At 57.4% G+C, this 25795-nt stretch carries 21 protein-coding genes and 1 other RNA gene; 8 read left to right on the plus strand and 14 right to left on the minus strand.

Going from position 1 to position 25795, the window contains the following annotated elements; all coding sequences use genetic code 11:
- Positions 1-318: 318 nt before the first annotated feature.
- The 11 genes from CRO59_RS27230 to CRO59_RS27280 all read right to left on the minus strand — a co-directional run bounded on the left by CRO59_RS27230 (position 319) and on the right by CRO59_RS27280 (position 14815).
- The gene (locus CRO59_RS27230; protein ID WP_097090462.1) at positions 319-1161 is read right to left on the minus strand and encodes a phosphoadenosine phosphosulfate reductase family protein; all 843 of its coding nucleotides are present in this window, start codon (positions 1159-1161) and stop codon (positions 319-321) included.
- On the minus strand, positions 1154-4570 hold the full coding sequence (locus tag CRO59_RS27235; RefSeq protein WP_256578501.1) for an ATP-binding protein: 3417 nt from the start codon (positions 4568-4570) through the stop codon (positions 1154-1156). The genes CRO59_RS27230 and CRO59_RS27235 overlap by 8 nt, the downstream gene beginning before the upstream one ends.
- Positions 4476-5399 carry a DUF4007 family protein gene (locus CRO59_RS27240; RefSeq protein ID WP_097090464.1) on the minus strand — a complete coding sequence of 308 codons (924 nt, stop codon included), beginning with the start codon at positions 5397-5399 and terminating at the stop codon, positions 4476-4478. Before CRO59_RS27240 ends, CRO59_RS27235 begins: the two co-directional genes overlap by 95 nt.
- Before the next feature lie 444 nt (positions 5400-5843).
- Positions 5844-6233: a transfer-messenger RNA gene (ssrA, locus tag CRO59_RS27245) on the minus strand.
- A 96-nt stretch (positions 6234-6329) separates the two neighbouring features.
- Positions 6330-6605, minus strand: a complete 276-nt coding sequence (locus CRO59_RS27250) for a hypothetical protein (protein ID WP_027610765.1) — start codon at positions 6603-6605, stop codon at positions 6330-6332.
- A 197-nt stretch (positions 6606-6802) separates the two neighbouring features.
- Positions 6803-7084: a hypothetical protein gene (locus CRO59_RS27255; RefSeq protein ID WP_027610766.1), complete on the minus strand. Its 282-nt coding sequence runs from the start codon at positions 7082-7084 to the stop codon at positions 6803-6805.
- 132 nt (positions 7085-7216) lie between these two features.
- Positions 7217-10027 carry an FAD-binding and (Fe-S)-binding domain-containing protein gene (locus CRO59_RS27260; protein WP_097090465.1) on the minus strand — a complete coding sequence of 937 codons (2811 nt, stop codon included), beginning with the start codon at positions 10025-10027 and terminating at the stop codon, positions 7217-7219.
- Entirely contained in the window at positions 10024-10695 is a 672-nt protein-coding gene (locus CRO59_RS27265) for a lactate utilization protein (protein ID WP_097090466.1), read from the minus strand. The genes CRO59_RS27260 and CRO59_RS27265 overlap by 4 nt, the downstream gene beginning before the upstream one ends.
- Complete coding sequence (locus CRO59_RS27270; protein ID WP_097090467.1) at positions 10695-12149, minus strand: LutB/LldF family L-lactate oxidation iron-sulfur protein; 1455 nt, start codon at positions 12147-12149, stop codon at positions 10695-10697. The genes CRO59_RS27265 and CRO59_RS27270 overlap by 1 nt, the downstream gene beginning before the upstream one ends.
- Positions 12146-12970 (minus strand): (Fe-S)-binding protein, encoded by an 825-nt coding sequence (locus CRO59_RS27275; protein ID WP_027610770.1) that lies wholly within the window; start codon positions 12968-12970, stop codon positions 12146-12148. Before CRO59_RS27275 ends, CRO59_RS27270 begins: the two co-directional genes overlap by 4 nt.
- 150 nt (positions 12971-13120) lie before the next feature.
- Positions 13121-14815, minus strand: coding sequence for a lactate permease LctP family transporter (locus CRO59_RS27280; protein ID WP_027610771.1), 1695 nt, complete (start codon positions 14813-14815; stop codon positions 13121-13123).
- A gap of 261 nt (positions 14816-15076) precedes the next feature.
- On the opposite strand from CRO59_RS27280, the gene CRO59_RS27285 reads away from it, so the two are divergent.
- Entirely contained in the window at positions 15077-15844 is a 768-nt protein-coding gene (locus CRO59_RS27285; RefSeq protein ID WP_027610772.1) for a GntR family transcriptional regulator, read from the plus strand.
- A gap of 102 nt (positions 15845-15946) precedes the next feature.
- Here the strand turns inward: CRO59_RS27285 and smpB are convergent, their stop codons facing one another.
- Positions 15947-16429, minus strand: a complete 483-nt coding sequence (gene smpB / locus CRO59_RS27290; protein WP_003221505.1) for an SsrA-binding protein SmpB — start codon at positions 16427-16429, stop codon at positions 15947-15949.
- A gap of 119 nt (positions 16430-16548) precedes the next feature.
- Between smpB and CRO59_RS27295 the strand changes: the two genes are divergently transcribed.
- The 3 genes from CRO59_RS27295 to CRO59_RS27305 are packed head-to-tail and all read left to right on the plus strand — an operon-like array spanning position 16549 to position 18701.
- Positions 16549-17952, plus strand: coding sequence for a sodium-dependent transporter (locus CRO59_RS27295; protein ID WP_097090468.1), 1404 nt, complete (start codon positions 16549-16551; stop codon positions 17950-17952).
- A 7-nt stretch (positions 17953-17959) separates the two neighbouring features.
- Positions 17960-18394 (plus strand): type II toxin-antitoxin system RatA family toxin, encoded by a 435-nt coding sequence (locus CRO59_RS27300; protein WP_003221509.1) that lies wholly within the window; start codon positions 17960-17962, stop codon positions 18392-18394.
- Positions 18387-18701: an RnfH family protein gene (locus CRO59_RS27305; RefSeq protein ID WP_027610773.1), complete on the plus strand. Its 315-nt coding sequence runs from the start codon at positions 18387-18389 to the stop codon at positions 18699-18701. Before CRO59_RS27300 ends, CRO59_RS27305 begins: the two co-directional genes overlap by 8 nt.
- Positions 18702-18762: 61 nt before the next feature.
- On the opposite strand, the gene CRO59_RS27310 is transcribed toward CRO59_RS27305, so the two are convergent.
- Positions 18763-19290 (minus strand): outer membrane protein assembly factor BamE, encoded by a 528-nt coding sequence (locus CRO59_RS27310; RefSeq protein WP_027610774.1) that lies wholly within the window; start codon positions 19288-19290, stop codon positions 18763-18765.
- A 97-nt stretch (positions 19291-19387) separates the two neighbouring features.
- Between CRO59_RS27310 and fur the strand changes: the two genes are divergently transcribed.
- Entirely contained in the window at positions 19388-19792 is a 405-nt protein-coding gene (gene fur / locus CRO59_RS27315) for a ferric iron uptake transcriptional regulator (protein ID WP_003221515.1), read from the plus strand.
- A gap of 75 nt (positions 19793-19867) precedes the next feature.
- Here fur and recN read toward each other — a convergent pair whose 3' ends face one another.
- Positions 19868-21541, minus strand: a complete 1674-nt coding sequence (recN, locus tag CRO59_RS27320) for a DNA repair protein RecN (protein ID WP_097090469.1) — start codon at positions 21539-21541, stop codon at positions 19868-19870.
- A 240-nt stretch (positions 21542-21781) separates the two neighbouring features.
- Between recN and grpE the strand changes: the two genes are divergently transcribed.
- From grpE to dnaJ, 3 genes are all read left to right on the plus strand, one after another.
- On the plus strand, positions 21782-22348 hold the full coding sequence (grpE, locus tag CRO59_RS27325) for a nucleotide exchange factor GrpE (RefSeq protein ID WP_007961425.1): 567 nt from the start codon (positions 21782-21784) through the stop codon (positions 22346-22348).
- A 102-nt stretch (positions 22349-22450) separates the two neighbouring features.
- The gene (gene dnaK, locus CRO59_RS27330) at positions 22451-24367 is read left to right on the plus strand and encodes a molecular chaperone DnaK (protein ID WP_003221521.1); all 1917 of its coding nucleotides are present in this window, start codon (positions 22451-22453) and stop codon (positions 24365-24367) included.
- 297 nt (positions 24368-24664) lie between these two features.
- A complete protein-coding gene (gene dnaJ / locus CRO59_RS27335; protein WP_097090470.1) occupies positions 24665-25789 on the plus strand; it encodes a molecular chaperone DnaJ in 1125 nt (374 codons plus the stop codon).
- Positions 25790-25795: the final 6 nt, after the last annotated feature.

Genomic DNA, 25795 nt, shown 5'->3' on the forward strand with positions numbered 1-25795 from the left:
GCAGAATCTTGAGATGTATCGCTAGGTTTTTTGGGTGGGGTTTTATGAGGGAAAACTCTGCCCACTCCTCAATTTTCTGTTGTAGCGTAAGTCGTGTGAACTCATGCTAGGAGGGGCGAGCTCTGCCGTTGACTGCTATGTCGTTAATGAGCCGGTATTAGCTAGAGCTGTTTATCAAAAGTGTGGGGCAGTCAGTGCCGAGTTCTGTCAAGAAAATTTCTGTATTGGTTGCGGTGGATGAAAGTTCGGTAATTGGCACTGAGTACAAACGCTATTTGTGTCTCTGATCTTGAGATTTTTTCGGATGTGCTCTGACTTTTACTTGTGACAAATTAAGCAAGAGCTGTTTCCCTCGTCGTCTCCGTACACGTCGTCGATGTCTTCTGGACAGTTTTTCACGGGGCGAAGTGGGTTCGTCGGAATATTCTTGCGAAGTCGTGCACGACGAACCTCATATTCTGCTTTGATCTCGATAATGCGCGCTGGCTTTTCTAGATCCCAAAGTGATTCGCCCTTAGACCAAGTGAAAGGCGAGCCGTGTTCTAGTGCGTCCTTTTCTAGCGCCTTGGCTTTTTCGTAGTCCTCAGGGTGTCGCTCCTTGAGTCGAACCCATTCGATTTTCTGCTGGAAGAAGCAGAATGTGCAGCCACTGCGAGAGCGCCATTCGTAATACTTCGGATAACCGAGTCCAGAAGACTCTAGTATGTCTACGACGCCGGCTTTATCAATGCCCGCCTCACGAAATGGAAATTTCACAATCATGTTTTCGGCTTTTGCTGAATACCCTTCGCGATACTCCTCATCAGCTCTGATCGCTACATAGGAGGAAACTTTATCTCCTGCTGAGAGCCATGGTTTGACCCACTGTTCGAACGGGGCCAATTTGAGTTGACGTGTGCACCAGCGAGTCTGCGCACTGGGGAGGAAATGATTGAATTCACGCAGCCAAAAGCGAAAGTCACGGCGAGGATTGAGTCGTTCGATGGGTTTGCCCAAATAGCCTTCGAGTCGTCCTAGAAACTCGTAGACCTCGGGAAGCTCTTCACCGGTGTCAGTAAAGAAATAGTCGATGTCTAGCTCAGGATGGTGGTCACGCATCCAGACGGCCAAGGCGGCGCTGTCTTTCCCGCCGGATAAGCCTAGCACGTGTCGTTCAATCATCCATCTGCTCCTTCTCACCAGCCAGGTTCATTCCAGTTTTAGCAAGAATGGCCAGCAAAATGTCAGTTTCAAAACCTTGATCTTGCAGCATCGAGGTAAGCTCAGCAGCCTTGTCTTCGACTGTTTTACGGTGGCGCTCCGATATCGAGAATGATCTGGATATCGTCGTGGTTTCCGCACCTGCACCTATAACAACTGCGATTGCTTCGCTATGTGCGGGACGATCTTTGACTGTGACGAACGCCTCTGCCTCGCGAAAGCGCCGGGCGAATTGGACAAGCTCAAGCACAGCCGCATCGATGTGGCGGTCGACCCAGTCGCGTGGTGGTTTTTCAGCGGCCAAGCTCAAAATGCCCTCCAGTGCGGAACGGCTGCCATCGTAAGACGCGAGTCGTGTAGAGAATGCATCGAGCCTAAAGTTACCGGAAACTCCTGCCACAGCCTTCGCTCTGTCGCGGAGCGAATCCAAGTTGTCGAGAGACGCATCGAGAGCTTGAAGCATCTTGGCTTCTACCTCGGAGAGCATCTTTGGATAGGCCCTTGCGATTTCATGCAGAGGGGCACGCAGTGCTTCTACATAGGCTCCGCCGTCATCAGCTCCAAGAAGCGACGCTAGATCGACGAACAGAACTTTGTGTGGGTCGTTGGCTTTTAGCAGCATGTCGCGTATTGCTTTGGCTGTTTCACCTAAGCGTTGTGTGCGCCGTCCCCAATCTGGCAGGCTGAAAATCAATGCTACTAGTCCGCGTGCGGCTTCAAGCGGATCTGCAGAGCCGGCTTTCTCTCCGACTTCCTCTAAGAGGTGGGAAATGCCCTCCAGGATTTGGACTTTGTCTTCATCAATCGTGATCCAGCGGAGAGTGAATCGCTTAGGATCTTGCAGGCACTCGTCAATATCCGCATCGCTCAGTCGCGGAATAAACATGCTGTCTTTGTAAGCGGCGATGTTGGCTTTATGTGCCAACAAGAAAGCAGTGAGAAACACGGGCAAAATACCCTGTTTCATGCCAAATGGAGGCAGATGCCAGCGGTTGTAGATCGACTCCACGCTTACTCGTGTATTGGCGTCGATGAGGAGCTTTTGCGTGACTTTCCAAAGCTCGTAAAGTCCCTCGTGCACTTCTTCTAGTGGGGGGCAGAACTGCCAAACTTCACCTTCTTTGCGGTATACACCAGACGCTACAAGCAGCGTTTCGAACAGGCCACGTTCTGCTGGGAAACCTTCGATGCCCAACTGCTCGATGCCTTCGGCGTCGATCATTGCGTGTAGCAAATCGCGTCGGGCTTTTACGCTGTTGCTAGAGAGGCTGTCGCGATTTACTAATTCGCTCCAGACCGGTGGGCAGGAATAATAGAGCTCATCGGCGAGCTCAGAAGCCTTCGGCGAGAGTTTTGTTCCGGGCTCGATGACCGTGTCGCCTCCATCGTGCCATTTGCAAAGTGAAACAGCTGCTTGTAGCTGGTCTTCGAGATCAGATTTGGTCGCGGCCAAGCGCGCAAAGACTTCGCGGCGAGCTACGGAATCACCTCCGAGCTCGTGGCGCTCTTTTACCTGTTCTAGAGCGACTAATTCAGCCGAAAGCTCTGCGATGCGGGCGTGGTTAGCTGGGATGCCTACCAGTACCGGCCAGGGCTCTAAATACGCGCATGCTTGAGCTCGCTTGCCAGCTTCGCGTGCTGAGATATCACGTCCTGGAAGCGCTAGTATGAATTGACCAAACTCTCCCCGTTGCGGAGTGTAGGCCTTTGCGATTTTTTCGGCCTGCTCAATGCTTTGCAGTGAGAGCTCCATCCAGCGCATAGCGCCCGTTTCATGGTAGTGCCGTTTGGCTACTACAGGATGTATGCCCATCAGTTGAGAGAGTTTTGCGTAATCGACTCCAGCAGATGCGGCCAGCGCTTGAGAAATAGCCGCATCGATATCAAAGTCGCTACCCTCGAATACTGACCAAGAGCCGGTGTAAGTTTTGTATAAGGCAACCTTGAGTGCTGAGAGTTTATTCAGAGCATCCTCAATCTGCTCGCGAGGTACATCGTGGAATAGGGCCGCGATGACAGGTAGATCTGCAGAAAGTCCTGAGCCGTTACGGAATAGATCAATCACGGCGATATTTTTGATTATCGCCACAAGCAGTGGGTCACCTGACTTTGCCTCTGCACGCTCTACAGCCTCCACCGCTTGGGACCAGCGGTGCCCATCGGGTGAGGCTAGAATTGCAGGCTCTAGATTTGCGCGCAGGTAGTCCCAATAGTCACTAGGGCGATACAAGGACGACTGTTCTGAAGGGGTGGACTCTAGGTAAGCGCGGAAGCCATGGGGCTCCACCGATGATAGGAAACCAAAGGTACTACGCTCATTCTGTCCAAACTGACGCTTAGAAATCGGGCCCAGTAATGCGGCCATGGCTGGGTGTAGCGGCCAGCAACGTTCTAGTGCGGCAGAAAAATCCTTCCCAACTGCAGGGCGGCGAGATCGGATCGCGTCGGCTATCGCATCAGATGCTTTTTGCCCCCACTCCGGGCGGCTTTTGGCTTCGATCGCGCTGCCGATAAGCTCAACGACCTCGTCGCTTGCAGCTACGAAAGGAAGGTCTAGGTATCGTCCCTGAACTTTGCCCCAGTCGTCACGAGTGTCGATGCCCAGTCGGTTGGAGTATTGTGCGAATGACTGGTGTAGAACACCTACTACAACCAGTCTGCCATCGGCGCGAGCAGATGCTTCAGCAAGCTCTTGGAAGAAGTAGACGTCGTCGCCAGAACCTAGAGCGGATGCCTCTAGAAACTTACCCATTTCATCGATAAATACCAGGACGCCATCGTTTGGGCGGCTCTTGGTTTCGACAATTAGATCAGAGATAACACTTTGGATCGTTGGCTTGCCTCGACCGTCAACGTTCATTCCTCGACTTTTTCGGATCGCTGCGTCCAGCTCTTTTACAACACTGCCACGCCGGCCAACGACAGGGACAACTAGCCACCCGTCTTGGACAGGAAAGGCTTGGTCGAAATCTGATTTCGAGTCAAGTTTTAGGGCGGTACGAGCTTTGGTACGCAGGCTCTCATCAGGATGGAGCGCGCTCGCGAGGGCGACAGCTAGTGATGACTTGCCGCCACCGAACGGTCCGGTCCATGTAAAGCTTCGTTGATTTGTGCTTGCAAGCTGCCTGCACATTCCAGCTACAACGGATGCTGCAGTTGCATGGATGATATACCCATCCAATGCGTCTGAACGACCAATGTCTGCGTCTATTCGGATTGATCGTTGATATTGATGCGAGATGTGAACAATATCCGAGAGCATTAACTCTTTTCTCTCACTCATATGCGCGCCTGGCCATTTCTTTTTGATCTTCATTGGATAGCGCTTTTCTGTGCACTTGGCGAAGGCCAGCGGAGTCGGTCCAAGCAAGCTTGCCTCCTGTTAAGTCGGCCAACGAAATCAGTCTTTGAGCGATTGATTCTTCGTCTAGTTTGAAGACGCGGCCGGGAGAACCCTCTGCGTACGCAATAGTCTCAAAGGCCAGCGAGCTTTGACTCCCTGCGGTTCTATTCCAGAAGTCGATGAGCGCATAGGTGAAAATACCGTCATGAAGGGACGCTTTAGGGCCTCGACGGAAAGCATACTGGCCTTTGTGAACCTCTTGGAGCAGACCTAATTCAGCGAGTAAGGGCTCGGCAAAATCTTCGGGCGAACCGGCTGCGGTTCTGGGGGCATAGCTGCGCAAACATGTCTCCAAATCTCGCGATATGGTCGCGCTTGAAAGGCGATGCTTAGGGTCGAGGCTGCGAGCGTACTCGGTCAGAGGCTCTTCGAGCTCTTGGCGTGTAAAGGTTGGCGCGGTTACATGGTTGAATAGCCAATACCATGTTGTTGAACGGTAGCGCCGCCCGGCTAGCTGCCAATGAACAAGCCATGCTGTAGCAGGATCCTCCGCGTAAGGATCAAGGCCTCCACTTTGGAGTATCTCCATGGCGAGTCTCGTTACGCGAAAGGTATCGCCTTCATCATTCATGACGCCGGATGCCAAGGCCCAATGCCGAATGGAAGCAACCATGTTCTTACCTACTCCGAAAGCGGCAATAGAGCTTTCAGTAGTAAAGGTTGTCTTTGGAATCAGGCCGTCGCCGCTCGCTTGGTCGAAAGCTTTTTTGAGCCACATCTGACGCAATGGAAACGTTTCGTGTCCAGAGAAGTGGACAGAGGAGACGCGGCTGATTTTTGATGAGGTAATTTTCATGAGTTGCAGCTTAACCCGAACTGGTGAGGAGCTCCAGTTGCACGTTCATATTTGACACTACTGTATCAATGTACAGTTTTTGGTGACCTTTGGCGATGGATCAGGAAAGAAACCTCTAATAGCGTGTGTCTCATGGAGGACTGCGTCTACTGCTGTAGCGGATTTCATTTTGATAAGGGAGCTTGTCTTATCGGTGTTCGGCCCTACAGTCAGGTGAAATCAGTCTGACTCCCTTGTGCTTTCGATCAAAGAGGCGGAGGGTATGAGCAGGCATGAGATTTGCCTACTGCACTGATTAGGTATTCCAGTGATTAGCACCGGATGGAATACCAGATCTTCTGGAGCTCGAAAAATGTACAGAGACCTTAATGGCCGCTAATTCCTGTATTTGCTGGATTCCAGGTGCAAAAAAAGACGTCCATGGACGTCTTTTTTCGTTGAGTTTGGTGGAGCCGGGGGGATTTGAACCCCCGTCCGCCAGTGCTCCGCTGTCGGTACTACATGCGTAGCCGTGTCTATTAAGTTAACCCTCAGCGACCCGACGGGCAGGGTGCTTTGGGCGAGTTGTGTAAGTTTTAGCCGCTTCGTCCACAACGTACTGCACGGCGATTCTGTTCTATATGACAATCATTTCGGGTTTACAGACATCCCCTGATGATTGCTGGGCCCGAAGGCACCAGGAGTGCATGTCAGCTGCAATTAAGCAGCGAGAGCAGCACCGTATTGGTCGTCATTGGCAACTATAAGAAGTTGCAACAGTGGATTTACGACTTCTGTTACCAAGTCGGCATGCACCTAAAGTTTCGTCACCGGCGTCGAATCCTAATCGGCCCCGAACTCATTGCCTCGTACATCAGGTGAGGCAACAAGCCTGCGCAGTGTACGCCAAACGGCCGGCGAGGCCAACCCGAAGGTTGGCCTCGTGGCATATCAATTGCGCGTTGGATTGCGGATTTGCATTTTGGTTATCAAGGAAGAGGTGACCTCAACGCAATCCTTGTCATTGCCGGCCGCCTGCGCGTCTTCAGCTTTTTTCTGCGCTTCCTTGACGTTGTTCATGGACGTCTCGGGAATTGACGGCTGACTGGTAACGAAGTCTTTGATGGTTTGAAGATTCCCGGCACAAAGGTCTTTGTCTGCCGCAAACACCGGCGACGTCAGCAGGGCACCAGCGATGAACAATCCAGCAATTGCAGAATGCTTCATGGGTATCTCCTTGAACGGTTGGTCTCGGTGCTGCCGGACGGTCTGGCGGCGATGCCGAGGTCGTAACAGGCCGTGTATGGTAGTGGGCCTGTTCAATCGACCGCGGCCGCACGCAGGAATTCGGTTTTTTTTACATCGTGGCCCGTCAACCCGAACCGCGCTGCATCACGCCACCTGAAGACTGGTCGTCCCGAGGTTTATTTCTTGGTATCACCCGTCGAGTTCTGGATTACCAGAAGGGTTTGCTGGGTTTCCGCCAGGCAGTCGTCGATCCTGCCCTGAGCCTTGAGGGCCTGGGCTTTGCTGACGCTTGCCGAGACGCGCGAATTCAGATCAGGCGACGTCTGATATTGCGTCTTGGCGCTTTCGATCTTTTGCAGATTCGCCTCGCACAAGTCGGCAGGTTTGCCATCGGCGAACGAAGTAGAAGCCATCATCGAGGCAGTAACGAACAGACCAAACAGTACAGAATGCTTCATGAGTATCTCCTTGCACTGAGGAATCCAGACTCTCGCTGACCGTCAGAGCAGGCCTGCGAAAGGAGGAAAAGCCCCGCGTGTTCGGGGCTTGTTCTGTGGACTACCGCCTCGCTCAAGGGTTCTAACTTTCTTTTAGCAGGCCTTCGCTCGAGTGACCCGATCCACCAGATAGACCAGTCCGTGATAGTCGATGCCGCCGTGCTGCGTCAGGCCGATCTCACAGGTGCGGCTGGTGGAAATCCCCTCGTTGCAATGTTGCACCGCGTCCTTGAGTGTGCGCAGCGAGTGGCTGTTCAGCTCCGGCATGGTGAAACCCTTGTCACCGGCAAACCCGCAACAATGGATGCCTTCCGGGATCACCACGGTTTTGCTGCATTTGCGTGCCAGTTCGATCAGCGCCTGGCTTTCGCCCAGATGCTGAGTGCTGCAGGTCACATGAACTGCAATCGGTGCTTCTTGCGGGGTGAACTCCAGTCGATCGAGAAGATGCGTACGGATGAAGCGCACCGGGTCATACAGATCCAGGCGAACATTTCCCACGTCCTGCACTAGGCGCAAGGTGCACGGGCTGGTGTCGCAATAGATCGGATCGAGTCCACCGCGACTGGCGTGCAGCAGCGCGCTGATCAATTCCTGACGCTTGTGCTCGGCCTGTTCGGCGTAGCCTTTGGAAGCAAACGGCTGACCGCAGCAGAGGTTGTCCTGATTGTCCGGGAATACCACTTGGTAACCGGCCTTTTCCAGCAGGCCACGGGTCTTGTCGTACAGTGACATCTGCTCCTTGTCGCCCGCTGCCGGGCCCATCACCCGTGAAACACAGGCGGCCAGATACACAACGCGTGGGCGTTCGTCGGACACGCTCGGGCTGAAGCGAATGGCTTTTTCCGGTTGCGGCATCGCGCTGCTCCACAGCGGCACCTTGCCTTTGGACAAACGTGTCAGGGTTGCCGACAGCTTCGCCAGGCGCGGTGCGCCGAGCAGCATCCGTGCGCCGTTGGCCACGTGCAGGGTGAAGCGTGCGCCTTGCAGGGTCTTGGCGAAATTTCCTTCGATCCAGTCAGCGGTTTTCTGATGCGTGGCGGTACGGGCGCGGAGCTTTTTCACCAGTTCGCCGGTATTGATGCCTACGGGGCAACGCTGCGCACACAAGCCTGTCGCGGCGCAGGTTTCAATGCCTTGGTACTCGTAGGCTTGTTCCAGCTCGGTGGTGTCAACGCCGGCGCGTTTCTTCGCTTGAATGTCACGCCAGATCACGATGCGCTGGCGCGGGCTGAGGGTCAGACCTTTCGACGGGCAGACCGGTTCGCAGAAGCCGCACTCGATGCATTTATCGACAATCTCGTCAGCCGCCGGCAGCGGCTTCAGGTGTTTGAGGTGGATCTGCGGATCTTCGCTGAGCACCACGTCGGGGTTGAGGATGCCGTTGGGGTCGAGCAGACGTTTGAGCTGCCACATCAACTGATAGGCATCCCTGCCCCATTCCAGCTCAACGAACGGTGCCATGTTGCGCCCGGTGCCGTGTTCGGCCTTGAGCGAACCGCCGAACTCCACCGCCACCAGTTGCGCCACGTCGTCCATGAACGCTTGGTAGCGTGCGACTTCTTCCGGACTGTTGAAGCCTTGGGTGAAGACGAAGTGCAGATTGCCTTCCAGTGCGTGTCCGAAAAGGATCGCTTCGTCGTAGGCGTGTTTGTCGAACAGCGCGATCAGGCGATTGACGCCGATGGCCAGTTGCTCGACCGGGAAGGTCACGTCTTCGATGATCACCGTGGTGCCGGTTTTGCGCACGGCGCCGACGGCGGGAAAGGTGTCCTTGCGGATGGCCCAAAGCTTGGCGTTCTCGGCCGGATCTTCGGTGAAATCGACCTGTTTTTCCACCGGAAAACTGGTCAACGAAGCCATGATCTGCGCCAGTTGTTCTTGCAGCAAAGTGGAAGAGGCGGCGCGGGATTCGATCAGCAGCGCGCAGGCATTATTCGACAGCTGCTGTACGAAATCCGGCATGCCCGGTTTGTCCTGCACCGAGCGCAGGCTGCGTCGATCGAGCAGTTCTACGGCTGACACCGGTTGGCTTTTCAGCACGGTGACCGCGTTGCAGCAGGTTTCCACATCCGGGAACACGATCAGCGCCGACGCCTTGTTCGGATGGTCGATCACCGTGTCATAGGTCACCGCGCTGATGAAGCCAAGGGTGCCTTCGGAACCGACCAGCAAGTGGCTCAAGATATCCACAGGCTCGTCGAAATCCACCAGGGCGTTGAGTGACAGGCCGGTGGTATTTTTCAGACGATATTTGTGGCGGATTCGCGCAGCCAGTTCTGCATTGGCGCGGGTCTCGCGGCCCAATGTCGCCAGGCGCTCCAGCAGATCCCCGTGGCTTATGCGGAAAGCGGCGACACTGGCGGCGTCTTCGGTGTCGAGACGGGTGCCGTCGGCGAGTACCAGGCGAATTCCGGCCAGTGTGTGATAGGTGTTTTGCGCGGTGCCGCAGCACATGCCGCTGGCGTTGTTGGCGACGATGCCGCCGATCTTGCAAGCGTTGATCGACGCCGGGTCCGGGCCGATCTTGCGCCCGAACGGTGCCAGCCACGCGTTGGCCTGCGCGCCGATCACGCCCGGCTGCAGGCGAATCTGCATGCCTTGGCCGCGAATCTCGCGAGCGTTCCAGTTATCCCCCAGCACAATCAGCACCGAATCGCTGATCGCCTGCCCGGACAAACTGGTGCCAGCGGCGCGGAAGGTCACCGGAACCTGATCGCGCTGGGCCAGTTTCAATAGCGCCACCACTTCATCTTCGGACTCGACGCGGATCACCAGTTTGGGAATCAGCCGATAAAAACTGGCGTCGGTGCCGAAGGCCAATGTCGACAGCGGATCGTCGAAGCGGCGATCCGCTGGGATCAGTTGCTGCGCATCGCGCAGGAAATTCACCGGAAGCGTCATTGGTCCTCCAGGATCAGTACCACCAAATCTTTCGGGCCGTGGGCGCCGTAGGCCAGCACTTGTTCGATGTCGGCGGTTTTCGACGGTCCGGACACCAGCAGCGCATTGGTCGGCATGCCTTGGGCCCACTCGAATTCCTGTTGCACCTGATAGAAGTTGTCGCGGATTTCGCTGGCCTTGAGCAGCGCGAAATGCACCGGCGGCACCAGGCTCATCAGTCGCGGTTCTTCACGGGTGGGCCAGAGGATCAGGCTGCCGGTGGCGGCGATGGCACCGAGGGTGCCAGTGAGGCTGGCCGGGGTGTCGTTGAACAGCTCGGCTTTCCATTCTTCCATCGGCCGGTTGTAGGATTTCAGCGTCGGCAGATCAGGATTATTCGCCCAATGTTGTGTGATGCGCTGCCCGTGGGGCGTAGTCGGTGCGATCAGCAGGCTTGGCAACTGACGGTCACGCAGTAACTGCGCGAGCAGCGTCGGCCAGTCTGCGCCGGTAGTCAGATGGATCTCGGTGTGGACCGCTTCCATCAGTTTTCGCAGTTGCGGGATGCGTTGCTCGGCGCTGTAGGTGTAAGGCTGGGTCACCAGATCGACGTCGAAGTCGTCGGCAATCGGTGTGGTGCCGGTCAGACTTTTCCGTAGCTTGGCGAGGATATTTTGCTTGGCGCTCATCAGCGATCTCCCTGTTTGCCCAGATGCTCGCGGGCCATGTCGTGCAGTGAGCGGGCGGCGGGTTTGGGTGCGCTGTGGTTTTGTGTCCACGGGCCGACATTGCTCGGCGTTAACGCACGCAGGCGCGTGGCGAAGAAACCGAACAACCGATACAACGTCGGCGAGCTGTTGAGTTTCGCCCACGCGTTCCAGATGAAACGTTCCTTGCGCGAATACTTGCTGCCTTGGCCGCGCATCACTGGATGCGGACTGTCCGGGGCTTTGACGTTTTCTTCGCGCAATCGCCGCAGCAGGGCAGGGATCGGAATTTTCACCGGGCACACTTCACCGCAGGCACCGCACAACGACGAAGCGCTCGGGTGATCCGGGACTTTCGCCAGACCGACCATGTGCGGCGTGATGATTTTGCCGATCGGTCCCGGATACACCTCGCCGTAGGTGTGGCCTCCGACGCGGGTGTAAACCGGGCAATGGTTCATGCAGGCACCGCAGCGGATGCAGTTGAGGGTCTGGCGCAGTTCGCTGTCGGCAAAGGCCTGGCTGCGACCGTTATCGAGCAGCACCAGATGCACTTCTTGCGGGCCGTCGAGTTCATGCGCCTTGCGCGGACCGGAGATCATGTTGACGTAAGTGGTGATCGGAATGCCCAGCGCCGAGCGGGTCAGCAGCGACAGCAGCGGCACCACGTCGCGCAGGTTTTCCACGACCTTTTCGATGCCGGTGACGGCGATGTGCACCGGCGGCACGGTGGTGGTCATGCGGCCGTTGCCTTCGTTTTCCACCAGCAGCAGGGTGCCGGTTTCGGCCACGGCGAAGTTGACGCCGGAAACGCCGATGTCCGCTTCGAAGAATTTCTGCCGCAGGACCCTGCGACCGATCTGAATGAGTTGGTCAACGTCCTTGGTGTACTCCACGCCAAGTTTGTCGTGGAACAAGGACGCGACCTGACCGGCATTCTTGTGGATCGCCGGCATAATGATGTGTGAAGGCTTCTCTTGGTCGAGCTGGACGATGTATTCCCCCATGTCGGACTCCAGGCATTCAACACCTTGAGCCTCGAGGAAATGGTTCATCTCCATCTCTTCGCTGACCATCGATTTGCCCTTGATCACTTGCCGCGCCTCGTGAGCGCGGATGATCGAAAGGACGATGCCATTGGCCTCGTCCACCGTTTCCGCCCAGTGCACTGTCACACCGTTGCGGGTCAGGTTCTGTTCCAGTTGCTCGAGCAGGTCGGGCAACTTGGAGAGCGCACGCGCCCTGATCGAGTTGCCCAGGGCGCGCAAGTGTTCTCTTTCGTGGGCATCGCTGAAAGCCGCTGCCCGCTTGGTCATCAGTGAATCCATCGCAGTGCGGAAGTTGTTCCGTAGCTGCTGATCACCCAGGGCGTTGTGTGCCCGGGTGCGGAAATCTTCTTCTACGGCAACCGTAGGAATAATCGTCGAGGTGCTCATTGCGCACCTCCGGTTCGTTGCCACAGAAAGCTGGCGAGATGTTGCCCGCGCAGCGCTTCCTTTTGTTTCTCCAATGCGCCGTTGATGTTCATCAAACAGCCACAGTCGGCGCTCAACACTTTGTGCGCGCCGGAATCCTTCAACGCCCGGGTCTTGTCCGCCACCATCGCGCCGGAAATGTCTGGCATACGGACGCTGAATGTCCCACCGAAGCCACAGCATTCGCTTTCGTGGTCGTGGTTGACCCGTTCCACGTTGCTCAACTGCGCCAACAACTCGCGGCCGTGCAGGTGGGTGTTCATTTCGCGCCGTGCCGAACACGAGGTGTGCAGCGCGACTTTGACCGGCTCGCCGCTGTCCTTGAGCTGCACCTTACAGACGAACAGCAGGAACTCGGCCAGCTCATAGGTGCGGGCCGCGAGGGCCTGCACCTGTTTCAACGTTTGCGGCTCGTCCTTGAACAAGTCGGCGTAATGCTCGCGCAACATGCCCGCGCAGGAACCCGACGGCACCACCACCGGATAATCCCCGGCAAACAGCGCCAGTTGCGCGCGCGCCACCGTCCGCGCCTGCTCGGTGTAACCCGAGGTGTAGGCCGGTTGCCCGCAGCAGCTCTGCCCTTGCGGGTACTCGACCTTGATCCCTTCACGCTCGAGCAAGTGGATCGCGTCCATCCCGGCTTCGGGGTAGAACAGGTCGACCACGCAGGTGCCGAACAGATAGACCCGCGACGGTTTCTCGCTGGGGTACTGCCGAGGTTCGGGCAGTGGCGGTGCGACGCGGGTGGCGTTGGGCACAGCGTTGTAAAAAAGCTCGCTCATCAGGCGTGTCTCCGGGTGGGCCCGGTTATCCGTCTGTTGAGACTGCTGAATATAAAGAGCCTTGCTTTCAGCAGCCTTACAGACCGGGGTGTGAATTGCTGACGCCGGAATCACCAGCCGGCGTCGGTTATTTCCGTTTTGTTTATAGGTTTAGTGCACCAGCATGCCGGTGAACCAGTAGGCCTGGGCCAGAGTGATCAGGCCGACAATCGTGGCAAAGAATAGGCTGTGCTTGAGAGTGAAGCGGAACAGATCCGATTCCTTACCCACCAGCCCGGTCGCGGCGCAGGCCACGGCGATCGATTGTGGCGAGATCATCTTGCCGGTCACACCGCCGCTGGTATTGGCGGCTACCAGCAGGGTGTCATTGACGCCGATCTGGTGCGCGGTGGTCGCCTGCAGCGAACTGAACAGCGCGTTGGACGAGGTATCCGAGCCGGTGAGGAACACGCCCAGCCAGCCGAGGAACGGCGAGAAGAACGGGAACGCTGCGCCGGTCGCGGCCAAGACCAGCGCCATGGTCGAAGACATCCCTGAGTAGTTGGTGACGAAGGCAAACGCCAACACCATGCCGATCGACAGAATAGGCCAGCGCAGTTCGTAGAAGGTTTCTTTCAAAGTGGTCAGACCAGTTTTGAAATTGATCTTCAGTACCAGCATCGAGATCAGCGCCGAGAAGAAAATCGCGGTACCGGTCGCGGAAATCGGGTCGAGTTTGAACACGGCCGGGATGGCGGTCGGGGTGGCGACGATCGGAGCAGTCTTGATCACCAGTTGGTCAAGGTGCGGGATGGCAAAGTTGAACACCCAGGCGTACATCGAGCCGCCGGCGGCAAACATGGCCTTGAACGGCTTGAGGGTCCAGATGGTTACCAGTACGGTGAGGATCAGGAATGGCGACCAGGCGATGAAAATTTCCCAGAGGCTGTAAGGCGACGCCACGGTGCTGCGCTTCTGGCCGAAACCTCCTGCGCTGGCGGTCACCACCGAGGCCGAAACGGCGCCGGCGATGTGTTGGCCGGCGGCGCGTTTTGGCTGCCAGACTTTGAGGAACAGGGTCAGGGAAATCAGGCTGGCCAGGGCCGAGGTGATGTCCGGCAACTCCGGGCCGATGAAGTTCGAAGTGAAGTACTGGGTCACGGCGAAGCTCAGGCCTGCAACCAGCGCTGCCGGCCAGGTTTCACGCACGCCACGCAGGCCGTCCATCATGAACACCAGCCAGAACGGCACGAACAGCGACAGCAGCGGCAGTTGGCGGCCGGTCATGGCGCCGATCTTGAACGCGTCGATGCCGGTCACTTGCCCGGCAACAATGATTGGAATGCCCAGTGCGCCAAACGCTACTGGCGCGGTGTTGGCAATCAGGCACAGGCCAGCGGCGTACAGCGGGTTGAAGCCGAGGCCGACCAGCAGCGCGGCGGTAATCGCTACCGGCGCGCCGAAGCCGGCGGCACCTTCCAGAAATGCACCGAAGCAGAAACCGATCAGCAGCACCTGCAGACGCTGGTCGTCGGTAATCGACAGCACCGAACTGCGAATGACCTCGAACTGGCCACTCTTGACTGTCAGTTTGTAGAGGAACACCGCCGCGACAATGATCCAGGCAATCGGCCACAGACCGTAGGCAAAGCCGTATCCGGCCGCGGCGAAGGCCATGTCGACCGGCATGTGGAAGGCGAAAATCGCCACGGCAATCGACAGGGCCAGCGTGATGCTGCCGGCCACGTGACCCTTGAGGCGGAACACCGCCAGCGCGAGAAAGAAGAAAACGATGGGGATGACGGCCGCAAGAGCGGAGACGCCGAGACTGCCGAGCGGGGTATAGAGCTGTTGCCAGGTTTGCATATGGGGTGGCCCCTAATTGTTGTTGGTCAGGCACTGTCAGCGTTCTTGGTTAATTGGTAATACCAATTTACAATCGCTGTTGGCTAGGGTAAAAGCCTTGATGACGGTGTGTCAATTTGTCGCCCTGAAACTTTTGTCGAATAAGCGGTGCAGAGGGCATCTGATCCGGTCGGGCGAATGTGCGCTGACAGGTGTCGGCGGGGCGCCGATAGGCCAGAATAGAGAGCCCGGCGCGCGGTCGGGATCGTGGAGAAATGAGTTATGGGGTTTGATCAGATTCGTCAGCGCCGTTTGTCTGACGATATTGTCGAGCGCCTCGAGGGGATGATCCTCGAGGGCACGCTGAAGTCCGGTGAGCGGCTTCCGGCCGAGCGCGCTTTGGCCGAGCAGTTCGGCGTGTCGCGTCCGTCGTTGCGCGAAGCGATTCAGAAACTGGCGGCCAAGGGCTTGCTGGTCAGTCGCCAGGGTGGCGGCAATTATGTGGTGGAAACGCTCGGCTCGACTTTCAGCGATCCCTTGCTATTGCTGCTGGAGAGCAATCCCGAGGCGCAGCGCGACTTGCTGGAGTTTCGGCACACTCTGGAGGCATCGTGCGCCTATTACGCAGCATTGCGCGCTACGGATGTGGATCGTGAGCGTCTGACTGCTGCGTTCAATGAGTTGCAGGATTGCTATACGCGGCATGACGAAGTGAGCCGGGCGGAAGAGGGCGCGGCGGATGCGAAGTTTCATCTGGCGATCGCCGAAGCCAGCCACAACGCAGTGCTGCTGCACACCATTCGCGGGTTGTTCGATCTGCTCAAGCGTAACGTAGTGACCAACATCGGCGGTATGTACAAGCAGCGCACGGAAACCCGCGACATGCTGATTTCTCAGCACCGGGAGCTGTATCTGGCGATTATCGAGGGGCGTGCGGAGCAGGCGCGGGAGGTTTCCAGCCGGCACATTCTGTATGTGCAGGAGGTGCTGGAGGAGGTGCGGCAGGAAGTTCAGCGCATGGCTCGGGCGGAGCGGCGCAAGGGGATGTAGCTTTTAGAAGCAAAAAGATCGCAGCCTTCGGCAGCTCTTACAGGGAAATTCTCATTCCTGTGTAGGAGCTGCCGCAGGCTGCGATCTTTTACAGCAGGAAAATTATTCTTCCTTGCCCTTGTTGCGCACGGCGCGCTGCAATTCACGACCGGCGTCGCGTTCGCGCTCGGTGTCACGCTTGTCGTATTCCTTCTTACCCTTGCCCAGAGCAATCTCGCACTTGACCATGTGCTTGCTCCAATAGAAGGACAGGCACACGCAGGCGTAGCCTTTCTGTTGCACGGCAGCGGCGAGTTTTTCCAGCTCGCGCTTGTTCAGCAGCAGTTTGCGGGTGCGGGTCGGATCGGCGATGACGTGGGTGCTGGCGGTCATCAACGGCGTGATGTGACTGCCGAGGAGCCAGGCTTCGCCATCCTTGAGCAGCACGTAACTGTCGACCAGTTGCAGCTTGCTTGCCCGCAGACTTTTTACTTCCCAGCCGGCCAGGACCAGACCAGCCTCGAAACGATGTTCGATGAAGTAATCGTGTCGCGCCTTTTTGTTCTGCGCGATGGTCCCTGTTGGGTGTTTCTTCTGTTTAGCCATAGGGGCGGCATTATATGGAGATAAACGGTCCTCGGCTACGGTGATGCTGCGTGCTTGAGCACGTTGAGTGAATCCCGGACAATGCGGCCTCTTTTTCTAACGCTTGGGCGTGATATTCAATGTCGACAGACAAGGTTTCTGTCCACGGCAGTTGGGCTAGCCGCTGGGTTTTCATATTCGCCGCGACCGGTTCGGCCGTGGGACTGGGCAGCATCTGGAAATTCCCCTACATGGTCGGGGTCTACGGTGGCGGCGCCTTCGTGCTGATGTTTCTGGCCTGCATCGCCCTGATCGGGATCCCGGTCATGCTGGCTGAAACCCTGATCGGCCGCCGCGCACGGCAGAGTCCGGCGAACGCCCTGAAGGTGCTGGCGCTGGAAGCCGGGCATTCGGGCAAGTGGTCGTGGGGCGCATTTGCCGGGATGATCACGGCGTTGCTGATCCTGTCTTTCTATAGTGTGGTTGGCGGCTGGTCGCTGGATTACATCATCGACATGGGGCGCGGCGACTTCCAGGGCGCCACGGCGGAGCAGGTCGGCGCTTATTTCGGCAATGTCATCTCCGATCCCTGGCGCCTGACACTTTGGCACACAGTTTTCATGCTGTTGTCGGCCGTGGTGATCGCCAAAGGCGTGGTTGCCGGGCTTGAGCGCAGTCTGCGGATCATGATGCCGCTGCTGTTCGTGATGGTGCTGGTGTTGCTGGGTTACAGCATGACCACCGGGCATTTCATGGAAGGCGTGCATTTCATGTTCGATTTCCACCCGGAAAAAGTCCTCGACGGCTTGCTGCCCGCCATGGGCCATGCGTTCTTTTCCCTGAGCGTGGGCGTCGGCTCGATCATGATCTACGGCGCTTACATGACCAAGGAAGCCTCGTTGTCCGGCACGGTGGTCGGTGTGGCACTGCTCGACACCTTCGTGTCGCTGGTGGCCGGTCTGGCATTGTTTCCGATTGTGTTTGCTGGCGGTTTGAACCCTAGCGAAGGTCCGGGCCTGATGTTCGTCAGTCTGCCATTTGCCTTCGGTAATGTGGTTTTCGGCCAGTTGATGGGCGTGGTGTTCTTTGTCCTGGTGGCAATTGCCGCCTGGAGCTCGGCGATTTCCCTGCTCGAACCAATGGTTGCCTATCTGGTTGAACGCACGAAAATCAGCCGTGGCTGGGTGACTTTCTGGCTGGCATTCATTTGCTGGTTCGTCGGTCTGGGTACGGTTTTCTCCTTCAATATCTGGAAGGAAGCCAAATTTTTCGTGAACGATGGCGGGCTGTTTCATCTCTACCAATGGGGGGCGGCAGGCGGTCTGGACTTCTTCGGCGTGATTGATTTCTTCACCTCGCGGATCATGTTGCCGCTCGGTGGCTTGTGCTTCGTGCTGTTTGCCGGTTGGGTGATGGGGCGTGAGGCGGTGCGTGACGAGTTGTCGATTCGTAACCCGGCGCTGTTTGCCCTGGCCCTGTTCTTGATGCGCTACGTGGCGCCCATCGGCATTCTGGTAGTGTTTGCCGCTCAGCTCTGGAAGTAACGCTTACATGACGACACATATTCAACGTTCGGCGTTGCTGCCATACCCGGCGCAATTCCTTTACGACCTGGTCAACGACGTCGCGCGTTACCCGGAATTCCTGCCGTGGTGCTCGTCCGCCGAGGTGCTGGAGAGCTCGCCCGAGCACATGCGCGCCAGCGTTGGTGTGGCCAAGGGCGGTCTGAGTCAGCACTTCGTGACGCGCAATACGCTGGTGCCGGGGCAGTCGATCGAGATGAACCTGGAAGAAGGCCCGTTCAATCAGCTGCATGGCGTTTGGGTGTTCAAGGCGTTGAACGAGAAGGCCTGCAAGATCAGTCTTGACCTGTCTTTCGACTACGCCGGCCCGCTGGTGCGCGCGACACTCGGCCCGCTGTTCAATCAGGCAGCGAATACGCTGGTGGATGCGTTCTGCCAGCGTGCCAAGCAGATGCATGGTTGAGCCGGTGATCGAGATTGAAGTGGTGTATGCCGCCGTGGATCGTCAGATCTTGCGCACTTTGAGCGTTCCTGAAGGGACGACAGTGCGTGAGACGGTGCTCAAGTCAGGTATTGGCGATGAATTTCCGGAGCTGGACTTGAGTGAGTGCCCGTTGGGTATCTTCGGCAAAGTGATCGCGGATCCGCAGGTTCGCCTGATTCAGGCGGGGGATCGCATCGAGATCTACCGACCATTGCTGGCTGACCCGAAAGAGGTGCGGCGTCTGCGCGCGGCCAAGGCTGCCGAGGCGAAAGCGCGAAATCAGTAGATGGGCCAAATCGCAGGCAATAAAAAACCCGGAAATTCCGGGTTTTTTATTGCCTCGCACATTACTGCGGCGAGGTGTCCAGCGGCTCAGGCGTCGGAACCGGAACGGTTTCAACACCGTCCACATCCTTCTGGATCGAATCCAGCAAGGAGCCTGGTTTGGCTGGTTGTTCCGGCTTCGGCTTCTCGGCGTTTTCAGCAGGGGCGGTCACGCTGGTGCCACTGTCCTTGCCGAGAATGGCTTCGTCACGGCTCACGCCCGGCATGAAGTCACCGGACAGGCTGACAAGCTGGTCGTTGGAGTTGAAGTTAACACTCACGCGTTCCTGTTGGCGTTCACCGCCACCAGGTTGCAGGCTGTACAGATAATCCCAGCGATCGGCATGGAACGTGTCGGTCAGCAGAGGGTTACCCATGATAAACCGTACTTGCCGACGGGTCATTCCCGGGCGTAACTGGTCTATCATGTCCTGCGTGACGACATTGCCCTGCTGGATGTCGATTTTGTAAACCCCGGGGAATGAACAACCGGCGAGTGCGAGCAGTCCCACAAAGGTGAAACTGGTTAGCAAGAGCTTGGTGTTTTGCATCGGTGGGCGACTTCCACTATCTTGGCTGGGACAACGTAAACGCCGATCATACCCGCATTAAGAGAAGCTGCGAAGCAGCATCGCGAGAAAGCTGACCATGGTTGAAAATAGCGAACTACGCAAAGCCGGCCTCAAAGTGACCCTGCCACGGGTCAAGATCCTGCAAATGCTCGACTCTACCGAGCAGCGTCACATGAGTGCCGAAGACGTCTACAAGGCGTTGATGGAAGCGGGCGAGGACGTCGGTCTGGCCACGGTTTACCGTGTTCTGACCCAGTTCGAAGCCGCTGGCCTCGTGGTCCGTCACAACTTCGACGGTGGCCACGCGGTATTCGAACTGGCCGACGGTGGCCACCACGACCACATGGTCAACGTGGAAACCGGTGAAGTCGTCGAATTCGTCAGTCCGGAAATCGAAAAGCTCCAGAAGGCAATTGCCGAGGAGCACGGTGTTGATCTGGTAGATCACAATCTGGTGCTGTACGTACGCAAGAAAAAGTAAGCATGTCGCGCGAATTTCAGGTTCGCGAAACGAACGAAGGCGACCCAAGGGTCGCCTTCGTGCTTTCTGCTGTGCTTAAACTTTTGCGGTAACCACCATTTTTTTTGCGTGAGCCAAAGACTCTTTGGTCAGGTCGATGCCGCCCAGCATCCGCGCCACTTCTTCTATACGGTCGTTCTTGCTCAGCTTGGACACGGCGGTGTGAGTCGCCTGTTCACCACGCACCTTGTGCACGAACAAATGCTGATGACCCTGCGCCGCCACTTGCGGCAAGTGCGTCACGGTCAGCACCTGACCGCGATCGCCAAGCCGCCGCAGCAACTGGCCGACGATTTCGGCGGTCGGCCCGCCGATACCTACGTCCACTTCGTCGAATACCAGGGTTGGTACCCGTGAGGTCTGCGCGGTGATCACCTGAATCGCCAGACTGATCCGCGACAGCTCGCCGCCGGAGGCCACTTTGGCCAGCGCCTTCAGTGGCTGGCCGGGGTTGGCGCTGACCAGCAGCTCGACTTGCTCCAAGCCGTTGGGTAGCAATTCGTCGCTGCTGTTGGCGCGCAGTTCGATGGTGAAGCGCCCGCCCGGCATGCCCAGGCGCTGGATTTCCTGCTCCACGGCGCTGGCAAGGCTGCCGGCGGCCTGATGACGCAAGTCGCTCAGCTCTCGGGCCTTCTCTTGATAATGGCGCGCGTAGGACGCCAGTTCTTCACCCAGGCGCTCGATGGATTCGTCATTGGCATTGAGGGTTTCGATTTCATCCAGCAACTTCTGCTGCATCTCGGCGACTTCAGTTGGCTGGATCCGGTGCTTGCGGGCCAGGGTGTAAATTGCGTCGAGGCGTTCTTCCAGATACTGCAGGCGCGCCGGATCGGCATCGAAGTTGTCGAGGAAGCGATTGAGTTCGCCCACGGCTTCTTCGACCTGGATCTGCGCGCTGGTCAGCAGGCTGCTGGCTTCGCCCAGTGCGCCAACCGAGTTGTTCACGCTCGACAGGCGATTGAGGCTTGCGGTCAGTGCATTCAGCACATTGCCGGAATCGCTTTCGCTGCACTGCTCGACCACCTGTCGGCAGATGCCGAGCAGGGTTTCGGCATTGGTCAGATTCTTGTGTTCCTGCTCCAGCTGGTCCAGCTCGTTGTCGCCGAGGCCGAGGTTTTCCAGTTCTTCAAGCTGGTAGCTGAGCAGTTGGTGGCGCGCGCGTTGTTCGTCGCCAGAATTGGAGAGGCGCTCCAGCTCCTGGCGGGTTTGACGCCAGCGCTGCGCGGCGAGTTGAACCTGGCGGGCCAGATCGGTAGCGCCGGCGTATTCGTCGAGCAGGCGCCGGTGAGTGTCGGTCTTCAGCAGGGACTGGTGTTCGTGCTGGCTGTGGATATCGATCAGCAGCTCGCCGAGGGCCTTGAGATCGCCGAGCGGGCAGGGCGTGCCATTGATATAGCCGCGTGAACGGCCTTCAGCGGTGATCACCCGACGCAGGATGCACGGACCATCGCTTTCAAGATCGCGCTCGGCCAGCCAGGCATGGGCTTCGGGAATGTCGACCAGGTCGAAGGTGGCCAGGATATCGGCCTTGTCGGCGCCTGGGCGAACTACGCCGCTGTCGGCGCGATCGCCGAGGGTCAGGCCCAGGGCGTCGAGCATGATCGACTTGCCGGCACCGGTTTCCCCTGTGATCACGCTCATCCCGCGATCGAGTTCGAGATCGAGATGTTCAACGATGGCGTAGTTATGTACGGACAGGTGCACCAGCATAAAGGCCGCTCCCAGGCTTTAGGTCTGGTTATTTATACAGTGTTTTGTTTCAGGCTGACAATGCCCTCGCTTAGCTCGATTTGCTTGATCCGATCAAATGCTTAGTCCGAGCGGGAATGACAATGCAGCACTTTTTTGTAGGGTTAATCATTGCAGGCCCTTGAAGCCTGATTTTGCGGCCCCATATATCGGGGCAGAAGCGTGAGTACAGCTCGCGGACGTAATTGAAAGGAGAATTCTATGGCTGACGAACAGACAGTAGATACGCAAAATCCAGAAGCCAATCAGGCGCCCGAAACTTCGGGTGACGACCTGGCGACCCGTGTACAAGTGCTCGAAGAGCAGTTGGCCGCCGCGCAGGATCAGTCGCTGCGCGTAGCTGCCGATCTGCAGAACGTCCGCCGTCGTGCCGAGCAGGATGTCGAGAAGGCGCACAAGTTTGCGCTGGAAAAGTTCGCCGGTGACTTGCTGCCGATCGTTGACAGCCTGGAGCGCGGCCTCGAACTGTCGAGCCCGGACGACGAAAGCATCCGTCCGATGCGCGAAGGCATCGAGCTGACCCTGAAAATGTTCCACGACACCCTCAAGCGTTACCAGCTTGAAGCGATCGATCCGCATGGCGAACCGTTCAATGCCGTTCACCATCAGGCGATGGCCATGCAGGAAAGCGCCGACGTCGAACCGAACAGCGTTCTGAAGGTGTTCCAGAAGGGCTACCAGCTCAATGGCCGCCTGTTGCGTCCGGCCATGGTTGTGGTCAGCAAGGCGCCGGCGCCAATTTCGCCTTCGATTGACGAGAAGGCTTGAAATTAGCCGCAAGGCCCCCATTTAGAAGTCAAGCGTTTAAGTATTACCGCAGTTAGCCACCACTACTGCGGCAACAAAATCCAAAGTTTCGGGAGAGTGAACATGGGCAAAATTATCGGTATCGACCTGGGGACTACCAACTCCTGCGTCTCCGTGCTGGAAAACGGCGTAGCCAAAGTTATCGAAAACGCCGAAGGCGCGCGTACCACGCCGTCGATCATCGCTTACGCCAACGATGGTGAAATCCTCGTTGGTCAGTCGGCCAAGCGTCAGGCAGTGACCAACCCGCACAACACCCTGTACGCGGTGAAGCGTCTGATCGGTCGCAAGTTCGACGAAGAAGTCGTACAGAAAGACATCAAGATGGTCCCGTACAAAATCGCCAAGGCTGACAACGGCGACGCCTGGGTTGAAGTGAACGGCCAGAAAATGGCGCCGCCACAAATCTCGGCTGAAATTCTGAAGAAGATGAAGAAGACCGCCGAAGACTACCTCGGCGAGCCTGTGACCGAAGCGGTAATCACCGTTCCGGCCTACTTCAACGACAGCCAGCGTCAGGCGACCAAAGACGCCGGCCGCATCGCCGGTCTGGACGTTAAACGTATCATCAACGAACCAACCGCAGCGGCTCTGGCTTACGGTATGGACAAGGCCAAGGGCGATCACACCGTGATCGTTTATGACCTGGGTGGCGGTACTTTCGACGTTTCCGTGATCGAGATCGCTGAAGTTGACGGCGAGCACCAGTTCGAAGTGTTGGCCACCAACGGTGACACCTTCCTCGGCGGTGAAGACTTCGACATTCGTCTGATCGACTACCTCGTTGACGAATTCAAGAAAGAAAGCGGCATGAACCTCAAAGGTGACCCGCTGGCCATGCAGCGCCTGAAAGAAGCCGCTGAGAAAGCCAAGATCGAGCTGTCGTCCGCTCAGTCGACCGACGTCAACCTGCCGTACATCACTGCAGACGCTACCGGTCCTAAGCACCTGAACGTGAAGATTTCGCGTGCCAAGCTCGAAGCACTGGTTGAAGACCTGGTTCAGCGCACCATCGAGCCTTGCCGTATCGCTATGAAAGACGCCGGTATCGACGTTGGCGCGATCAACGACGTGATTCTGGTCGGCGGTCAGACTCGTATGCCGCTGGTACAGAAGCTGGTGACCGATTTCTTCGGTAAAGAAGCACGTAAAGACGTGAACCCGGACGAAGCGGTTGCCATGGGTGCTGCGATCCAGGGCGCCGTTCTGGCCGGTGACGTGAAAGACGTTCTGCTGCTCGACGTCAGCCCGCTGACCCTGGGTATCGAAACCATGGGTGGCGTGATGACCGCGCTGATCGAGAAAAACACCACGATTCCTACCAAGAAATCGCAAGTGTTCTCGACTGCAGACGACAACCAGGGCGCCGTGACCATTCACGTCCTGCAAGGCGAGCGTAAGCAAGCCGCACAGAACAAGTCCCTGGGCAAGTTCGACCTGGCCGACATTCCACCAGCTCCACGTGGCGTGCCACAGATCGAAGTGACCTTCGACATCGACGCTAACGGCATCCTGCACGTTGGTGCGAAAGACAAGGCGACTGGTAAAGAGCAGAAGATCACCATCAAGGCCAACTCCGGTCTGTCGGATGAAGAAATTCAGAAGATGGTTCGCGATGCCGAGCTGAACGCCGAGGAAGACCGCAAGTTCGCTGAACTGGCTGAATCCCGTAACAAGGGTGATGCACTGGTTCACTCGACTCGCAAAATGGTTACCGAAGCGGGCGACAAGGTCAGCGCTGAAGAGAAAACCGCGATCGAAGCTGCCGTGGTTGCACTGGAAGCCGCTGTGAAAGGCGACGACAAGGCTGCCATCGAAGCGAAGATCGAAGAGCTGTCGAAAGTCTCGGCTCCGGTTGCTCAGAAGATGTACGCCGAACAGGCTCAGCCTGCTGAAGGCGCGGCACCGCACGACGAGAAGGCTGAAAAGGCTGACGATGTTGTCGATGCCGAGTTCGAAGAAGTCAAAGACCACAAGTAAGTTGTTGGTCGGCCGGTTGACTGCCTTGCGGCGGTGACTGGTAGGATGTCGCCGCGCGGGAGCTTGCTCCCGCGTTGGCGTATCTGGAATACACGAATTTTTACAGCATGCGACAAGGTTCGCCTGCTGCTGGTATGGCCGGGAATGCTCCTGCTTTTCGCGCCGCAAGTACCAAATGAAACAAAGACCAGGATCGTTGAATTGACGTGAGTTGGGTCCGGGCCTGTATTGGGGCTCAACGAGTTTGGCCATCCTCAGGAGGGGTTTGCCGAACGTCCTCAAGAGTGCAAAAGACTTATGGCAAAGCGTGACTATTACGAAGTATTGGGTGTTGAGCGTGGTTCAAGCGATGCAGACCTGAAGAAGGCCTATCGTCGTCTGGCGATGAAGCATCACCCGGACCGTAATCCCGATGACAAAGCGTCGGAAGAACTGTTCAAAGAGGCCAACGAGGCCTACGAAGTATTGTCCGATTCGAGCAAGCGCGCGGCGTACGACCAGTACGGTCATGCTGGCGTCGACCCAAGCATGGGTGGCGGTGGCGCCGGTTTCGGCGGGCAGAACTTCTCCGACATCTTTGGCGATGTCTTCAGTGACTTCTTCGGTGGCGGTCGCGGCGGTTCCCGTGGTGGCGCCCAGCGTGGCAGCGATCTGCGCTATACCTTGGAGCTGAATCTGGAAGAAGCGGTGCGCGGCACTACCGTGAATATCCGCGTACCGACACTGGTCAATTGCAAGCCATGCGATGGTTCCGGCGCGAAGAAAGGCTCGTCGCCATCGACCTGCCCGACCTGCGGCGGCATCGGTCAGGTGCGCATGCAGCAGGGCTTCTTCTCGGTGCAGCAGACCTGCCCGCGTTGCCATGGCCAGGGCAAGATCATTTCCGATCCGTGCGACTCCTGCCACGGCGACGGTCGTGTCGAAGAGTACAAAACACTGTCGGTCAAAGTGCCGGCTGGCGTCGATACCGGTGACCGCATTCGTCTGTCCGGCGAAGGCGAGGCGGGTACTCAAGGTGGCCCGACTGGCGACCTGTACGTGGTGATCAGCGTGCGCGAGCACGACATCTTCCAGCGCGATGGCAAGCACTTGTTCTGCGAAGTGCCGATCAGCTTCGTGGATGCGGCGCTCGGCGGCGAACTGGAAATCCCGACCCTCGACGGTCGCGTCAAACTGAAAATCCCTGAAGGCACCCAGACCGGCAAGCAGTTCCGTGTACGCGGCAAAGGCGTGGCGCCCGTGCGGGGCGGTGGTGCGGGCGACTTGATGTGCCGTGTAGCGGTGGAGACCCCGGTCAATCTGAATCGTCGTCAGCGCGAATTGCTCGAAGAATTCCGCAGCTCGCTGGCGGATGACAACAGCCACTCGCCAAAAACCACCGGTTGGTTCGATGGTGTGAAGCGCTTCTTCGGCGATCTGTAAGGAGTC

The organism is Pseudomonas sp. LAMO17WK12:I5 (genome assembly GCF_900215165.1).
GTDB lineage: Bacteria > Pseudomonadota > Gammaproteobacteria > Pseudomonadales > Pseudomonadaceae > Aquipseudomonas > Aquipseudomonas putida_A.

Excerpts from the sequence above, each read along its gene's own strand:
- CRO59_RS27300 (WP_003221509.1), top strand. The coding sequence starts at position 17,960 with ATGACGACACATATTCAACGTTCGGCGTTGCTGCCATACCCGGCGCAA.
- grpE (WP_007961425.1), top strand. The coding sequence starts at position 21,782 with ATGGCTGACGAACAGACAGTAGATACGCAAAATCCAGAAGCCAATCAG.
- CRO59_RS27240 (WP_097090464.1), bottom strand. The coding sequence starts at position 5,399 with ATGAAAATTACCTCATCAAAAATCAGCCGCGTCTCCTCTGTCCACTTC.
- recN (WP_097090469.1), bottom strand. The coding sequence starts at position 21,541 with ATGCTGGTGCACCTGTCCGTACATAACTACGCCATCGTTGAACATCTC.
- CRO59_RS27260 (WP_097090465.1), bottom strand. The coding sequence starts at position 10,027 with ATGACGCTTCCGGTGAATTTCCTGCGCGATGCGCAGCAACTGATCCCA.
- CRO59_RS27295 (WP_097090468.1), top strand. The coding sequence starts at position 16,549 with ATGTCGACAGACAAGGTTTCTGTCCACGGCAGTTGGGCTAGCCGCTGG.
- CRO59_RS27285 (WP_027610772.1), top strand. The coding sequence starts at position 15,077 with ATGGGGTTTGATCAGATTCGTCAGCGCCGTTTGTCTGACGATATTGTC.
- CRO59_RS27265 (WP_097090466.1), bottom strand. The coding sequence starts at position 10,695 with ATGAGCGCCAAGCAAAATATCCTCGCCAAGCTACGGAAAAGTCTGACC.
- CRO59_RS27275 (WP_027610770.1), bottom strand. The coding sequence starts at position 12,970 with ATGAGCGAGCTTTTTTACAACGCTGTGCCCAACGCCACCCGCGTCGCA.
- CRO59_RS27310 (WP_027610774.1), bottom strand. The coding sequence starts at position 19,290 with ATGCAAAACACCAAGCTCTTGCTAACCAGTTTCACCTTTGTGGGACTG.
- CRO59_RS27270 (WP_097090467.1), bottom strand. The coding sequence starts at position 12,149 with ATGAGCACCTCGACGATTATTCCTACGGTTGCCGTAGAAGAAGATTTC.
- CRO59_RS27280 (WP_027610771.1), bottom strand. The coding sequence starts at position 14,815 with ATGCAAACCTGGCAACAGCTCTATACCCCGCTCGGCAGTCTCGGCGTC.
- dnaK (WP_003221521.1), top strand. The coding sequence starts at position 22,451 with ATGGGCAAAATTATCGGTATCGACCTGGGGACTACCAACTCCTGCGTC.
- CRO59_RS27230 (WP_097090462.1), bottom strand. The coding sequence starts at position 1,161 with ATGATTGAACGACACGTGCTAGGCTTATCCGGCGGGAAAGACAGCGCC.
- CRO59_RS27305 (WP_027610773.1), top strand. The coding sequence starts at position 18,387 with ATGGTTGAGCCGGTGATCGAGATTGAAGTGGTGTATGCCGCCGTGGAT.
- dnaJ (WP_097090470.1), top strand. The coding sequence starts at position 24,665 with ATGGCAAAGCGTGACTATTACGAAGTATTGGGTGTTGAGCGTGGTTCA.
- fur (WP_003221515.1), top strand. The coding sequence starts at position 19,388 with ATGGTTGAAAATAGCGAACTACGCAAAGCCGGCCTCAAAGTGACCCTG.
- smpB (WP_003221505.1), bottom strand. The coding sequence starts at position 16,429 with ATGGCTAAACAGAAGAAACACCCAACAGGGACCATCGCGCAGAACAAA.
- CRO59_RS27250 (WP_027610765.1), bottom strand. The coding sequence starts at position 6,605 with ATGAAGCATTCTGCAATTGCTGGATTGTTCATCGCTGGTGCCCTGCTG.
- CRO59_RS27255 (WP_027610766.1), bottom strand. The coding sequence starts at position 7,084 with ATGAAGCATTCTGTACTGTTTGGTCTGTTCGTTACTGCCTCGATGATG.